The 14057-nt window shown below is 55.9% G+C and carries 14 protein-coding genes; 9 read left to right on the forward strand and 5 right to left on the reverse strand.

Annotated elements, in window-relative coordinates:
- Window positions 1–224 precede the first annotated feature (224 nt).
- The 3 genes from QN062_RS06820 to QN062_RS06830 all read left to right on the forward strand — a co-directional run bounded on the left by QN062_RS06820 (window position 225) and on the right by QN062_RS06830 (window position 3365).
- Window positions 225–1511 carry an ABC transporter substrate-binding protein gene (locus tag QN062_RS06820; protein WP_369341079.1) on the forward strand — a complete coding sequence of 429 codons (1287 nt, stop codon included), beginning with the start codon at window positions 225–227 and terminating at the stop codon, window positions 1509–1511.
- Window positions 1512–1620: 109 nt separating this feature from the next.
- On the forward strand, window positions 1621–2502 hold the full coding sequence (locus tag QN062_RS06825; RefSeq protein ID WP_369341080.1) for a carbohydrate ABC transporter permease: 882 nt from the start codon (window positions 1621–1623) through the stop codon (window positions 2500–2502).
- Window positions 2499–3365 carry a carbohydrate ABC transporter permease gene (locus QN062_RS06830; RefSeq protein ID WP_369341081.1) on the forward strand — a complete coding sequence of 289 codons (867 nt, stop codon included), beginning with the start codon at window positions 2499–2501 and terminating at the stop codon, window positions 3363–3365. Before QN062_RS06825 ends, QN062_RS06830 begins: the two co-directional genes overlap by 4 nt.
- A gap of 97 nt (window positions 3366–3462) precedes the next feature.
- Here the strand turns inward: QN062_RS06830 and QN062_RS06835 are convergent, their stop codons facing one another.
- The 3 genes from QN062_RS06835 to QN062_RS06845 form a co-directional block, all read right to left on the reverse strand.
- Window positions 3463–4674: an MFS transporter gene (locus QN062_RS06835; RefSeq protein WP_369341082.1), complete on the reverse strand. Its 1212-nt coding sequence runs from the start codon at window positions 4672–4674 to the stop codon at window positions 3463–3465.
- 113 nt (window positions 4675–4787) lie between these two features.
- Complete coding sequence (locus QN062_RS06840) at window positions 4788–5825, reverse strand: LacI family DNA-binding transcriptional regulator (RefSeq protein WP_369341083.1); 1038 nt, start codon at window positions 5823–5825, stop codon at window positions 4788–4790.
- 82 nt (window positions 5826–5907) lie between these two features.
- Entirely contained in the window at window positions 5908–6177 is a 270-nt protein-coding gene (locus QN062_RS06845) for an HPr family phosphocarrier protein (RefSeq protein ID WP_369341084.1), read from the reverse strand.
- 244 nt (window positions 6178–6421) lie between these two features.
- On the opposite strand from QN062_RS06845, the gene ptsP reads away from it, so the two are divergent.
- The 4 genes from ptsP (at window position 6422) to QN062_RS06865 (ending at window position 10561) form a co-directional block, all read left to right on the forward strand.
- Complete coding sequence (gene ptsP, locus QN062_RS06850) at window positions 6422–8074, forward strand: phosphoenolpyruvate--protein phosphotransferase (RefSeq protein ID WP_369341085.1); 1653 nt, start codon at window positions 6422–6424, stop codon at window positions 8072–8074.
- 109 nt (window positions 8075–8183) lie between these two features.
- Window positions 8184–8633: a PTS sugar transporter subunit IIA gene (locus QN062_RS06855; RefSeq protein ID WP_369341086.1), complete on the forward strand. Its 450-nt coding sequence runs from the start codon at window positions 8184–8186 to the stop codon at window positions 8631–8633.
- Window positions 8634–8724: 91 nt separating this feature from the next.
- Entirely contained in the window at window positions 8725–8997 is a 273-nt protein-coding gene (locus tag QN062_RS06860) for a PTS sugar transporter subunit IIB (protein ID WP_369341087.1), read from the forward strand.
- A gap of 52 nt (window positions 8998–9049) precedes the next feature.
- A complete protein-coding gene (locus tag QN062_RS06865; RefSeq protein WP_369341088.1) occupies window positions 9050–10561 on the forward strand; it encodes a PTS ascorbate transporter subunit IIC in 1512 nt (503 codons plus the stop codon).
- Window positions 10562–10875: 314 nt separating this feature from the next.
- Here QN062_RS06865 and QN062_RS06870 read toward each other — a convergent pair whose 3' ends face one another.
- Window positions 10876–11616 (reverse strand): DUF4391 domain-containing protein, encoded by a 741-nt coding sequence (locus QN062_RS06870; protein WP_369341089.1) that lies wholly within the window; start codon window positions 11614–11616, stop codon window positions 10876–10878.
- A gap of 234 nt (window positions 11617–11850) precedes the next feature.
- Window positions 11851–12699: a YaaA family protein gene (locus tag QN062_RS06875; RefSeq protein ID WP_369341090.1), complete on the reverse strand. Its 849-nt coding sequence runs from the start codon at window positions 12697–12699 to the stop codon at window positions 11851–11853.
- 653 nt (window positions 12700–13352) lie between these two features.
- Between QN062_RS06875 and QN062_RS06880 the strand changes: the two genes are divergently transcribed.
- Both QN062_RS06880 and QN062_RS06885 read left to right on the forward strand, forming a co-directional pair.
- On the forward strand, window positions 13353–13928 hold the full coding sequence (locus QN062_RS06880; protein WP_369341091.1) for a TetR/AcrR family transcriptional regulator: 576 nt from the start codon (window positions 13353–13355) through the stop codon (window positions 13926–13928).
- A complete protein-coding gene (locus QN062_RS06885; protein ID WP_369341092.1) occupies window positions 13921–14046 on the forward strand; it encodes a hypothetical protein in 126 nt (41 codons plus the stop codon). The genes QN062_RS06880 and QN062_RS06885 overlap by 8 nt, the downstream gene beginning before the upstream one ends.
- Window positions 14047–14057 lie beyond the last annotated feature (11 nt).

Below are 14057 nucleotides of genomic sequence, written 5' to 3' on the forward strand. Positions count from 1 at the left end.
GCAGAGCAGCTGCCGCCCTTAGCCGCGCGCGTTTCCGTGATTCGGCATGCAGACGTGGTCATAAACGATACAGATTGACAAAATACATACATATCGTTAATATAAAACCGGTTCGATACTCAAGGATGAGTGAGATTTCCATTTGACGATGTCCCATCGCACGAATGTCGCTCTTCATCGGCGGATTCGAACGGCAATGTCGCTTGTTAAGAAAGGTGAGAAGAATGAACAACGCCAAGACCAGGTTCAGAAGATTCGGTGCAGTCATGCTTGCTTCGGTGCTGCCATTGAGTTTGCTCGCGGGCTGCGGTTCTTCGAATTCAGGGAAGACGCAGATCACGATTTTCAACTCCAAGATGGAAATCCAAGATCAGATGGAGGAGATGGCCAAGACCTATTCCGATGCCAAGGACGTAGACGTTGAGGTGTATTACTCCAGTGACACCGTTGCCGCTCATCTCGCTACGAAGTATGCGTCTAACGAGCCCTATACGGTGGCAATGGTTGATGCAAAGGACGTATATGCCCTTGCGCGTGACCACGCTGTCGATCTCAGTGACCAAGGTTGGGTGGACAAGACCGATCAGGCGATTGCCATCGATGGCAAGACCTATGGGTTTCCGGTCAGCATCGAGGCGCGGGGCGTGATCTATAACGCAGATCCGATCGAGAAGGTCATCGGTGAGAGCTTCGACCCAACCAAATATGCGACTCTCGATGCATTCAAGGCGCTTATCGCCCAGCTGAAGCAGGGCGGAATTTCCGCGCCGACCGCCGTGATGAAGGAAGATTGGTCTCTGGCGGCTCACTATCTGGGCGAAGTCTATGAGGAGCAGGCCGACCCAGCTGCCTTCATTGACGAACTCCACGATGGAAAGGTCAACCTGAATGACAACCCTAAGTTCACCTCGCTGATGGACTCGTTCGATGTGTTGAAGGCGAACAACTATGCAGCGGCCAACGCCATCTCCGCGGAGCGCGAGGTGAGCGAGCAGAAGCTGGCTGAGGGCGAGGTCGCATTCATGTTCGGTGGTAACTGGGATTGGGCCGTCATCAATCAGTATGACTACTCCGAGAACATGGGCGTGATGCCGGTTCCTCAGAATACGGATGATGAGAGCAATGAGAAGCTCGTCGGCGGGGGTTCGAAGTTCTTCATCGTGGATTCGTCCGATGCCACCACGGATGAGCAGCGCAGTGCTGCAAAGGATTTCCTTGACTGGATCGTCGATGATGCGGACGGCCAGTCATTCATCGTGAATGACTGCTCTCTGGTCTCCCCGTTCACCAACAACACGCTTGAAGTGGCCGACCCACTCGGCGCGTCGGTGAAGGAATACTCCGATGCAGGCATGCTGATTCCGAGCTATAACTACATGCCTGACGATCATTATTCCGTGCTGGGCGCAGAATTCCAGAAGTACCTGGCTGGTCAGGAGAATCGTGCCGGATTCGCGAAGGCGATTGAAGGCTACTGGAAGTCTGCCAAGATCACCACCCCTGATGCGTGATTGACACCATCCGAACCTGTGTGGGCGTTCTGCGATGCATGCCGGGCCATTCCTTGGCTGCTGCATCGGCCTAGACGCCCGCACATCGTGCATTCGATCGGGATTCATTATGAAAACAAACAAACTGTCGTATCGATTCGGTCAGTATTCAATGTTCGCAGGCCCTGCGTTCGCTCTCTTCCTTGCGGTGGTGATCCTGCCATTCCTCTATGGTCTGTATCTGACATTCACCAGCTGGGATGGGGTTTCCGTCGAGAAGCCATTCGTCGGTCTCGGCAACTATGCCACCGCCCTTGCGGATAGGGCCTATTGGGATTCGCTCGGACGAACCGTCATATATTCGGTGATAACCGTCGTATTGGTCAATGTCGTCGCCTTTGCGCTCGCCTATGCGGTCACGCAGGGTCTGAAAGCCCAGAATCTTTTCCGTGCGGGTTTTTTCATCCCCAATCTCATTGGTGGCATCGTGCTGGGGTATGTGTGGAAATTCGTCTTCAACCGCGCCTTCGTTTCGATGGCAGAGGCGCTGTCGCACAGCGGATCGTCGTCATCCCTGCTGTCCACTCCCAATGGCGCGATGTTCTGCCTGATTCTGGTGTCGGTCTGGCAATATGCAGGCTACATGATGCTTATCTATGTGGCAGGTTTCATGAGCGTCGATCAGAGCTTGAAGGAAGCGTCACTCATAGATGGCTGCAATGCAAGGCAGGCGATGTGGCATGTGATCGTGCCCCTGATGCGGGCATCGTTCGTTCAGTGCATCTTTCTGAGCACGACGCGCTGCTTCATGGTGTATGACATCAATCTGTCCCTGACGAAGGGAGAGCCGTTCAATTCATCGGTTCTTGCCGCGATGCATGTATATAACCAGGCCTTCGTCTACAAGAACTATGGAACTGGACAGGCAGAGGCCCTGGTGCTCTTCCTGGTGTGTGCCGTGATCGGCATCGCACAGGTATTCATCGGAAAGCGCGGAGAGGTGGAGGCATGATGATGCGGGAGAAAACGGGAGTAAGAAATCTGAATGTCGGGAGCATCGCGCTCACTGCAATTCTGAGTGTGGTGCTGGCACTGTTCGTGGCGCCCTTCGCTCTGGTGATCGTCAACGTCTTCAAGCCGATGTCCGATATCACTGCCAATCCTCTGGCAATCATCGGGAAACATGGGTTCACGATCGACAACTTCATTGAGGCGATGGACAAGATGAGGTTCTGGACGGTCGCCAGCAACTCGACCTTCATCACGGTTCTTGCCACGGTGCTGACGGTCGTCGTCTCTGCCATGGCGGCATATGTCATCGTGAGGAATCCTCAATGGAAGCTTGGGACGATCCTGTTTTCCCTGATGATAGCCTCGATGGTCATACCGTTCCAAGTGCTCATGGTTCCCCTGGTCTCGGTGTATGGCGGAATATTCCATGTGCTGAACGACCGCATGACTCTGGTCCTGATGCATGTCGGATTCTCGGTCTCCTTGGCGACCTTCATGTTTCATGGCGCCATTCGCACGAACATTCCGATGGAGCTCGAGGAAGCCGCCGAGATCGATGGATGCTCCAAATGGATGACCTTCTGGAGAATCGTCTTTCCACTCCTGAAGCCGACGATCGCGACGGTGACCATCATCGATGCCATGGCTTTCTGGAATGACTATCTGCTGCCTTCGCTCGTTCTCGGGCGCAAGGAGCTGTATACGATTCCCATCGCAACCCAGGCTTTCTATGGAACGTATTCGACGGATATCGGCCTGATCATGGCTGCATTGCTTCTTGCCATGCTTCCGATTCTGGTTCTGTATCTGTTCCTGCAGCGGTTCATCGTGGAAGGTGTGACCTCAGGAGCCGTCAAGGGCTGAGGTTCATTGCGTCCGATCCCATGCCACATGTCTCATGCCTCGCGGCTGTCCAAGCGCCGGAAGCATGGAGCATCGAGCATGGGATCGGCGTGTCTGGCTATTGTGGCTTCGAACCGACCTCGGGGGAATGGACCAGCCTCATGCGGTGCAGCGCATTCGTATGGGTTTCGTGCCTCCATGAATAGATGATAAGCAACGCAACGGCCATGAGCGCCAGGGGTGTGCCAGATAGCGCAGGACTCTGATAGTCGTTCGCCGTGGCTGTGAGCGTGAAGCCACCTATGAGCGATCCCACTGCATTGCCGAGATTGAACGCCACCTGAACCGCTGCTCCGCCTATGAGTTCGCCGCCACCCTGGCCGGCTTCGACCATGAGGATCTGCTGTGGCGATGACACGAAGAAGAGCCCGAAGGATATCCAGAAGGTCAGAATCGCCGTGGTGAGTGGGGTGCCGGGAATGACAAACACAAGAAGGAGGCCGATCGCGGAGAGCGCCTGCCCCAATGAGGCGGTCCCGGCATGGCGCCAACGATCTGCGATGGTTCCGCCGACCAATCCGCCAATGACCATGCCAAAGCCTGCAAGCATCATCATGATTGGAATCATGCCTGAGCTGTATCCACCGACCCTGATCAGCCACGGTGACACATAGCTCCACCAGCAGAAGATGCCTGCATTGCCCAGAAAAACAGCTCCGAGGATGAACCATGGCGCCCGTCTGCGCAGGAATGCGAACTGGCCGCCAATGCCGGCATCCTTGATCGCCGGCACATCGGGAAGCCATAGGAATGAAAGCACAAGCGTCACCGCCGCCCAGGCGCTGAGCGAGACGAAGGTCATGCGCCAGCTTAGGTGCTCGGCAAGTAAGGTCCCTGCGGGAACTCCCAGCATGTTGGCGACTGTCTGCCCGGTAACCATCATGGAGACGGCCTTGGTTTCCTTGCCGGGATCTGCCACCGACTTGGCGATCAGGGTCGCAGTGCCAAAGAATGCTCCGTGCGGGAGCCCGGCGATGAATCGGGCGGCAATGAGCATGGGAGCATTGCCGGACAATGCCGAAAGCATGTTGCCGATGATTATGAGCGCCATGAACCCGATGATCAGATGCTTTGGAGGAATCTTCCTGCCAAATACGAGTATCAGCGTGCCGAAGCAGACCCCGATCGCATATGAGGATATGAAATTGCCCGCGAAGGGTATGCTGACCCCCATCGTGCGGGCAGCCTGCGGAAGGATGCCCATCATGACGAACTCCGCGGCTCCAAGGGCAAACGCGCCCAACGCCAACGCAACAAGACTCTTCTTCATTGGTGCCCTTCATATCCCATGATGGTCGTTACGGCTCGACTGATTCGAATTGCTTGGCTTCCTTGGCCGGCTTAGCGGCATGCAAGCCAGCCAGCCAAGGCGAATGCAGACATCTATGAGGATACAACGGTGGAGTCACGAATCATCAGCACCGGTTCGAGCTCTCGTCTTGATGGCAGCCAGCTCTTTCTCTCATGCTCGGCTGAGACGAGTGTCATCGCCTCGCGGGCCATCCGCTTCCAAGGCAGCTGCACCGACGTGAATGACGGGGCGTTGAATGCGCCGTCGCGGCAGATTTCCGAGTCCTGCAGGACTGCGATCTTGATGTCTCCCGGCACTTCAAGTCCTGCGTCCTTGCATGCCCTGAACGCTCCGACCGCGGTAAGGCCATCGGCGCATATCACCGATTCGGGATAGAAGTTGTGCTGTGAAAGTATGCCCTGCATGATCTGGAACCCGAAATCGATGCCCTCTGCGGTGAAATGAATCCATTCCGTATAGGTCGACAGACCTGAGACGGTCATCTGCATGTGGAATGCGGTAAAGAGCGACATGCCGTCAAGCTCGTTGGTCGAAGAGCCGATGTACGCCACCGACCTTGCCCCGGCGGTGCTGAGATGATCGGCGATGATCTGCATGACTGTGGTCTCGTTGATGCCAACCCAGTCGAGCTTGTTCGAATAGGTCTGAGAGAGGAGCTGGACTACGGGAATCTGTTCCGCAACGTCTTCGAGAAAGTGGACGACTGATTCCGTCTCCACGGGAATGATGATGAGACCGTCCGCACGGTGGGAAATGCCGAGACGAATTCGCTTCTCCTGTTCATCCGCCGTTGAGCCTATGCCGAGTATCAGCTGCTTGCCTTGGGCATTCACTGCAGGCTCGATGGCCTGGACGACCGATGAATACATTGCGTTTTTCAGCTCCGGCACGATAAGGCCGATGCTGTTCGTGACATCGCTTCGCAGGGCGCTTGCCGCATAGTTGACGGAATAGTTGAGCTGCTTCGCCGCCTGCCTGACGCGTCTGCTCAGGTCGTCGTCCTTTCGACGGCGACCTGATAGAACTCGGGACACGGTAGCGGTGGATACTCCAGCTACGGCTGCGACATTCGCAATCGATACTTCACTGCCAAGCGAATTTTGCGACATGTCACCTCACATTTCCCTTGTTCGCACTTATATTCCATCGATATCAACGATAAATTATAAGAACCATACTAGAAGTGAGATTCTATTCGTTTTCCAGCAGCGTCTTGACGAGTTTATCCGCTTTGTTTTCAGCATCCTCACCATCGACAGAAATCGTTATCGTATCGCCCTTCGCGATGCCAAGGCTCATGATCATCAGTACGCTTGCCGCATCGGCGCTTGCCTTGTCGGATTCCCTGGTGATCGTCACCTTGCATCCGCTGCCTGCAGCCTCCTGCGCAAATGCAGAAGCCGGACGGGCGTGTATGCCGACTGGATCTTGAATCTCGACTGTTCTTGTTGCTATTGACATGAATCCCCCTCAGTGAAATGCAGTGTGTCGTGTTGCTATGTATGGTGACAACACCATTAATACTACGTCGGTTTGAACTTTTTCAGAAATCGATTACCATAATAATTAGTTGGTTTTGCAGCCACATTGGGGTCAGTTGCAGAACCATGATCCACCGTGAACCCAAATCACTGAATCACGGAGGAACGCTTGCTGACACAGAGGCGCATTGTTGGGAAATTGTCTCGCACAAGAAGGAGTGCGCATGAAAATACTAGGGACAGGAATTGGCCGTGGCGTTGCTATCGGTCACATATTGCGTGTCGCTCCTGCGCTGAAGGAGCCTGAAGACGATGTACGTGACGCCGGCATTTCTTTCGAGGATGCCGAGCATGAGGTTCAGAAGGCCATGGAAGCAGTCAGGTCGCAGCTTCAGGGGCGTGCTGACCAGGCTTCGCAGACATCAGGGAACGATGAGACAGCGGCGGTACTCGGCGCCTTGGCACAGATGGCGACCGATCCGGCGCTGATGCAAGAGATATCCAAGGCACTCAAGTCGGGCAAGACGCCCCAGCGGGCCGTATTCGAAGGATTCGGCGAGTTTGAGGCCAAGCTCGAGGCTCTTGGCGGTTATATGGCGGAAAGGGCAAGGGACCTTCACGATGTCGGGCAGCGAGTCATCGCCGTCCTCACAGGAGTGGCGATGCCTGGAATTCCAGAGAGCAAGGAACCGAGCATTCTCCTGGCAGAGGATCTCTCTCCGGCAGACACCGCATCCTTGGATCTATCGAAGGTTCTGGGAATCATCACCATTCAGGGCAGTCCAACCAGCCATACCGCGATTCTGGCAAGGTCTCGCGGAATCGTTGCGGTGGTTGGAGCTCAGCACGCGGATTCGCTGCACGATGGTGACGAGGTCATCGTCAACGCCGCGAAGAGCGTGATCGTCCTCGAACCAGATGAAGCCGATATCAGGGAAGCCGAAGACATCAGGCATCAATCGGACCGGGCGCGACTGCTCAGAGGCAAGCCAGGTGCGACGAAGGATGGCGTTCAGGTTGCATTGCTGGCGAACGTCGGCAAGCCCGACGACGCCGATGCGGCGTTGGAGCACGGAGCCGAGGGAGTCGGTCTGTTCCGGACCGAATTCATGTTCATATCATCGGCGGAGTCACCATCGGTGGAGGAGCAGACCAAGGCGTACGTCGCACTTCTTCGCCACTTCCCGCACCGCAAGGTCGTCATCCGCATGCTGGATGCCGGAGCCGACAAGCCCCTCGACTTTCTCACGCCAGAGGACGAGCCGAATCCGGCGCTGGGGCTGCGCGGCCTTCGCACGCTGAGAGAGCACAGGCAGGTGCTCGACGATCAGCTCGAGGCACTGGCGCAGGCAAAGCGCCAGACCGAAGCGGATCTTTGGGTGATGGCGCCGATGGTCGCGGATGAGCACGAGGCTGAATACTTCGTTTCATTGGGCAAGGCGAAGGGCATCGAGCATGTCGGTGCGATGGCGGAGATACCTTCGATCGCGCTGATGGCGGATGAGGTGGCGAAGGTCGCGGATTTCGTCAGCATCGGCACCAATGACCTGACGCAATACACCTTGGCGGCTGATAGAACCCTGGCTTCGGTCGGGCAATATCAGACGGCCTGGCATCCGGCAGTGCTACGGGCGATCAAGATGATCGCCGACGCCGGCAAGGCGCATGACATGCCCGTTGGCGTATGCGGAGAGGCAGCGGCAGATCCTGATCTGGCGTTGGTTCTTGTCGGGCTTGGCGTGAATTCGCTGTCGATGGCTCCGGTGGCACTTGACGATGTGAGGGCCAGCATCGCGGAACATACTTTCGAGGAGGCTCGTCAGCTTGCCTCTCGTGCGCTGTCGGGAGAATTCTATCCACCGCGGATCCCGGATTAGCTGATGTCCCTGATCAGTGGATTCCTGACTGGTCGTGCATGGCCAGCCAGGAATCCACTAGCCAGGGCACGACCGAAGACCATTCGACCAATGACTACTGGAGGTAATGATGGCAACGAAGATTGAGGAATTTCTGCCAGATTCGGCGTTCCTTATCGATAGACAAGCGAAGGATTGGAGGGATGCAATCCGTCTGGCGGGGAAGGGCTTGGAGGAATCAGGATTCACGACTTCTGCGTATACGGATGAAATGATCGCGACCGTCGAGAAAATGGGCCCATACATCGTGATCGCTCCCGGGCTGGCACTCGCCCATTCGCGCCCATCCGAGGCAGTGCTGCACACAGGGCTGAGCTGGGTCAGACTTTCTCAGGCGGTGGCCTTCGGCAACAAGGCCAACGATCCCGTTTCCCTGGTCATAGGCCTCGCGGGAAGGGATGAGAACGAACATCTTCAGGTCATGTCTGCAATCGCAAAGGCACTTTCGAATCCGAAGGCGAACGCAGCACTCAAGTCGGCCGCATCTGCCGAAGAAATCAGGGCGATTCTCAGCGAATAGCCGTGTCCCTCAGAACCAGCGGAGTCTGCAGGATTCCGTCCAATGACAATATTCCAGAAATTAGAGAAACAATATAGAGAAAAGAGCGATTATGAACATTCTATGCGTTTGCGGCAATGGCATCGGAACGTCGGTGCTGCTGAAGGTCAATGTCGAGCAGGTCGCGTCCGACATGAACCTGGATGTCAACGTCACCACCTCCGATGCAGGCAGTGCAAAGGGGACCGCCAACATGAGCGACCTCGTGCTCACTTCTCCACAGCTGGCGCCTGAACTTGAAGGCGTCGATGTGCCGGTTGAGACGATCGAGAACTTCATGGACTCGGATGAAGTGAAAAGGGTTTTGGAAAAGTACGCCGACTAGCTACCGAACAGTTCAATAGAAAAACGCGAAATCCCAAGGGGGAAGGTTTGAAATGGGTGTTATCGTACAAGTGCTGAACTTCATCAGCCAAGAGATCCTCAATGTCCCGGCATATCTGATAGGCATCGTCGCCGTAGTCGGATTGATAGCCCTGAAACGCAACGCTGGACAGGTTATCTCGGGCGGCCTCAAGGCCGCCATGGGCTACCTGATTCTCGGTGCAGGCGCGACCGTAGTGACGGCTGCCCTGTCTCCGTTCGGCGAACTCGTGCTGAAGTCGACCGGGGCTCATGGTGTTGTGCCGACCAACGAAGTCATAACGGCTCAGGCTTCGAATCAATACGGCGCGACATCCGCATACATCATCGTGCTCAGCTTTATTGTGATGCTCATCCTGGCAAGGTTCACTCCGTTGAAATACGTGTTCCTCACGGGCCATCACATGGTATTCATGTCAACGTTGCTCGCCGTCGTTCTCTCCGTAGGGTTGGGAGCGAAGAACCAGCTTCTGGTGATTCTCGTCGGATCGGCCTTGATGGGTGTGATCATGGTGGTCATGCCTGCATTCGCGCAGCCGTTCATGAACCGAGTCACCGGCAACGACAAGTTAGCGGTAGGGCATTTCAATACACTCGGCTACATCGTATCCGGCGCCGTCGGAACTCAGGTTGGAAGAAAATCTAAATCCACGGAGGACATAAACTTCCCCAAGGGACTGAATTTCCTGCGTGATTCCATGGTCTCGACCACGCTGCTCATGGTTATCCTGTACTTCGTATTCTCCGTCTGGGGTGCGATCGTGCTTCCCGCGAAGACCGCATTCGCTATCTTCGCATCTGCTCCGAAGGACTACGGTGCTTACTTCATGGCTGCATTCGCTCAGGCATTGCAGTTCGGCATCGGTGTGAGCATCATTCTCTATGGCGTTCGCATCATTCTTGGCGAGCTTGTCCCTGCATTCCAAGGCATTGCCAAGAAGGTCGTTCCTGGAGCAAAGCCAGCCCTGGATATCCCCATCGTGTTCCCATTCGGTGCAAATGCATCGCTTATCGGCTTCCTTTCTTCGTTCGCAGGGGGCCTTGTGGCGCTTGTCATCATCGCCGTGTGGCTCGGACCGGCTTGGGGCGTCGCACTGATCCTCCCAGGCATGGTTCCTCACTTCTTCGATGGCGGTGGCGCCGGCGTGTTCGGCAATGCCACTGGTGGCAGGACGGGTTCGGTCGTCGGTGGATTCATCAACGGCATGCTCATCACCTTCCTTCCGGCTGCGCTGATGACCGTTATGGGCAGCTTTGGCATTGCAAACTCGACCTTCGGCGATGCTGACTTTGGATGGTTCGGAACCATCGTTGGCAACATCGCGCACCTCGGTCCGATGGGCGGTGCGATTGGACTCATCGTGTTCGCGCTGATCCTGTTCGCCGCTGCCTGGGTCTGGCAGGTACGGGTCGTCAACGCCGGATGGCTCCCAGGAAAGGAACATGCGGCATTCATTCAAAGCGTCAAGGAAGCTGAAAAGGCTGAGAAAGAGGCAAGCAAGAATGCCTCGAAGGCCACTGCCTGAAAGGCACGGCATTCTGCGTGCAGCCTGAGAGCGTGGTCAACTGACCTGTCAGCGGGCGGCACGAGTGCCATCTAGAGCGGTCTAGGCGCTGCAGAGCGTCATATGGTGTCTGCGCATGAAGCGAATCATGCGCAGACACCATATTGTTATTGCTGTATTGCTGTGTTGCTGTGTTGCTGTGTTGCTGTGTTGTTTGCCGTGGGTGGCATTACGGTCGCTGGCGTGGTCCGGCCATGGCTTCGAGAGGAGTGCTCTGCTGCATGTGGATGCTGCATGTGGTGTGCCCTAGGGCGGATGCTGCGGAGTCCGTAGGGCTATTCTGGCTGTTCGAGTGACTCGAGCTTGCCGAGTTCGGTGCGCACCTTATGCAGCTTGGCATAGGTTTCGTTCCGTTGCGTCGAATCCTTCGCGCGGGCATGGTCCTTGGTGAGCTTTGCCTCACCCGCGCGAAGTTCGGCTATGCGATTGCGTCTGGAAATGCGTTCGTCAAGCCCTTCCGCGTTGGTCGAGCCCAGAATTGCCTGGGCATTGAGACTTTCCCAGATGTTGTCCATGGTGTTGGCGGTGTCAGCGGTGTTGGCGGTGTCGCCGTTCACGATGAGTCTGAGCGTCTTCGACGGGATCCATCTGCCGACGTGCATCATGCTCTGCTGCACATGCCCGGCCCGCGCGGGAATCGCGCGTCTTACCGCGAGGGCGGATTCGTAGAGATCGCCTCGCCTGCGGGTGCAGACGAAGAGTATTCCTGACGGGCGAAGCCTCGCTATGTGCTCAAGGGCATCGAGTGGCGGGTTATCCGCATTCAGCATCACGGCGACGATCAGGATCTCCTTCAGCGATCCGCCCTCCTGCACAGGCACATTGGATGGCCTCAGGACGCTCAGGGCGGTGATGTCGCTGATGTCGTTGACGAGATGCTGCTTGAGCCTGGCAGAGATTCCCGCCTTCCCAAAGAACATCTGCTTGGGCAGCATACCCTTGCCTTGGGGAATCGCGGATGATTGCGGAAGGCCCAGAGTGAGCGCCGATACCGGTCCAGAATGTGCAACTTCCATGTCGTTGACCTACCTTGTCTTATGCGGTCTTATGCGGTCCTGTGCGTCTCATGCCGACTCGTGATGCCTTGGCGTCCCAGGGCTTCATCGCTGAGTCTTTGGACGGATTGCCGTGAAAGCTGCCTCTCATACTAATCGAGGATGCTGAACTGTGGCTGAATGCCCTCTGCGTCTGCGTTCAGTGCGCCGACGGGTGATCTGACTTGTTCCTTGAAGCGCAGGTGCAGGTCTGGTTCAGGCGCTTTCTGGCAGCAGCGTGATGCAGTGTCGCCTTCCGTCGTGCGTGACTTCGATGCGGCCTAGGCTGCGCGCCACTTGCTCCACATCGATGCATTCCGGAGTACGTTCGGCGTTGCATAGTGCATTGCATGCTTCTTTGGACCATGAATCGCTGCGTTCAGAATGGGCTGAATGCTCGGCATCGAGCAATGCTCGGGTCAGTAGACCTCGATAGTGCTTCGCGGCGTGAGTGATCACGTTTCCGTGCGAATCCACGACCCGCATGCTCCACCATTGCCCTTGTGGGGCAGTGACCTGGTATGCACCCGATCGCATGTCGACTGTGGGCTGTGGGGATTCGGCGCTGTCCACCTGCGCAATGGCGTTGGACTCTTTGGACTCTTTGGAATCATTGGACGAATGGGCTTCATTGCGTCCTGCCTTCGCCAGTTCATGACGCCAGAACTGTCTGAGACTGCCGATTCCAGGTAGCGTGACGTTCATTGAGAGACGATATGTGGGAATGAGGTCTGCGGCCGTGGTGATGCCGAAAAGGCCTGAGAAAATGATGACGCGATCGTCCGCGCGCAATCGCGCTGCCTGATACAGCACTCCGGTATATACCTCGCACGCAGGGGCGCAAGGCATGTCAAGGATGTTGCGTTGTGCGGCGACCTCTGGCAGTATCCGCTTGCCTACCTTGAGGATCCTTCCGGCATCATCGCTGCCGGACACTTCGATAAGCTTGCTGAGCACCTTGCGGCGGGCCTGAGTGAGCTCGGGGAATGACAGTCTCGTCAGATCGAGAGTCGGCCCATCGCTTGGAGCCGTCTTGCCTTCGGATGGTGGAAGCAGAATATGCACGTCGTCATTCTACCGGCAAGGGTGATTGTCGGGGTTCATGGGTGCGGCAATCATGTCAGGCAAGGACCTTGTCATGCTGCCTTCTCTGATGATCGATGACGTTCCCATGCGCAGACTTGGAAAACTCCGTCCACGCTTGCCTGTGTCTGCCTGTGCCTGCCTGGCATGCTGATGCTGTCTCAGCTTGCCGATGATATCTTGCGCGAATTGTGTGCATATGTGGGCGTCTGTGTGCGTTTACGTCTTGGTCTGACGGATTTTTGCTCATCGATTCCACTTCTCGAATTGAAATTGCAAGTTTTTGGCACTTGACGAAGTATCAAGAGATGAAAACGGCATGATAGCGGTTCTTAGGTGCCTTGATTCCGCCGATTTTGCACACTGATACTTCGCGAAGTGCCAAAAACTTGACATCCGAGCTTCAATGGCCGGTTGCTGAGGGCTGTTTGGGTGATCTGCACACACAGAAAGATGGGGAATTCGCTGCTGTCGCCAGGGCGGACATCGACCGAGTGCGGCGATGGTGGTCTGGACTTGGCATGGTGCGGCATGGCATGGAATCGCGTCGCATCACCGTGTTATGAAGCAAGTGCTTGCTTTGTTAACCTTGGGTGAGTGCATGCAGCCGACTTTTGAGGAAATGGGTGATATCTTTGACCGAAACTCAAGACAGAATTCTTGCCGCGTTCAAGCAGCTCCTGGTCGAATATGGCTATGTCAAGACCACGACGAGGAAGATCGCTGATGTAGCTGGGGTCAACGAGCTCACCATCTTCAAGAATTTCAAGGACAAGGAGGGAGTACTCAACGCGGCCGTCAACGACTATCTTCGTGATGTTGACCAGATAGCGGGGAGCATCACGCTATCCGACGATGTCGAAGCAGACCTGATAATGCTGAGCAGCCTCTACCAGACCTTTATCGATGATCATAAGGCCGTTGTGCTGGCTGGCTTCCGCGAGGCCTTTGAAATCCCGAGCTTGAATGGTGCAGTGCTGAAGATACCGCTATACTTCAAGCAATTTCTGATGGACTATCTTACGCGGATGCAGGCCAGGGGAGTCATCGATCGACGTTTGGACGTCGAGGCGCAGGCCATGAGCTTCATATGGCTGAACTTCGGGTATTTCTTGACCAGACAGCGATTCAGCGGCCCCGATCTTTCCTTCGATCTGAACTATTTCCTGGACAATAACGTCAAGAGCTTCGTCAATGGATTGCTTGAGTAGAGAACAGCCGATCGTGGTGAATTCGCTTACATGGGGGAACAAGCGAGGCGCTCCCGTTGAACAAAGGGACACCTCGCAGGGACATCTCGCAGGGACACCCGACAGGGAAATCCAATGATGCGGATTTCG

It is taken from the genome of Bifidobacterium sp. WK012_4_13 (genome assembly GCF_041080835.1).
GTDB classification, from domain to species: domain Bacteria; phylum Actinomycetota; class Actinomycetes; order Actinomycetales; family Bifidobacteriaceae; genus Bombiscardovia; species Bombiscardovia fermentum.

Coding starts and splice junctions, on each gene's coding strand:
- QN062_RS06820 (WP_369341079.1), top strand. CDS start 225: ATGAACAACGCCAAGACCAGGTTCAGAAGATTCGGTGCAGTCATGCTT.
- QN062_RS06825 (WP_369341080.1), top strand. CDS start 1,621: ATGAAAACAAACAAACTGTCGTATCGATTCGGTCAGTATTCAATGTTC.
- QN062_RS06830 (WP_369341081.1), top strand. CDS start 2,499: ATGATGATGCGGGAGAAAACGGGAGTAAGAAATCTGAATGTCGGGAGC.
- QN062_RS06835 (WP_369341082.1), bottom strand. CDS start 4,674: ATGAAGAAGAGTCTTGTTGCGTTGGCGTTGGGCGCGTTTGCCCTTGGA.
- QN062_RS06840 (WP_369341083.1), bottom strand. CDS start 5,825: ATGTCGCAAAATTCGCTTGGCAGTGAAGTATCGATTGCGAATGTCGCA.
- QN062_RS06845 (WP_369341084.1), bottom strand. CDS start 6,177: ATGTCAATAGCAACAAGAACAGTCGAGATTCAAGATCCAGTCGGCATA.
- ptsP (WP_369341085.1), top strand. CDS start 6,422: ATGAAAATACTAGGGACAGGAATTGGCCGTGGCGTTGCTATCGGTCAC.
- QN062_RS06855 (WP_369341086.1), top strand. CDS start 8,184: ATGGCAACGAAGATTGAGGAATTTCTGCCAGATTCGGCGTTCCTTATC.
- QN062_RS06860 (WP_369341087.1), top strand. CDS start 8,725: ATGAACATTCTATGCGTTTGCGGCAATGGCATCGGAACGTCGGTGCTG.
- QN062_RS06865 (WP_369341088.1), top strand. CDS start 9,050: ATGGGTGTTATCGTACAAGTGCTGAACTTCATCAGCCAAGAGATCCTC.
- QN062_RS06870 (WP_369341089.1), bottom strand. CDS start 11,616: ATGGAAGTTGCACATTCTGGACCGGTATCGGCGCTCACTCTGGGCCTT.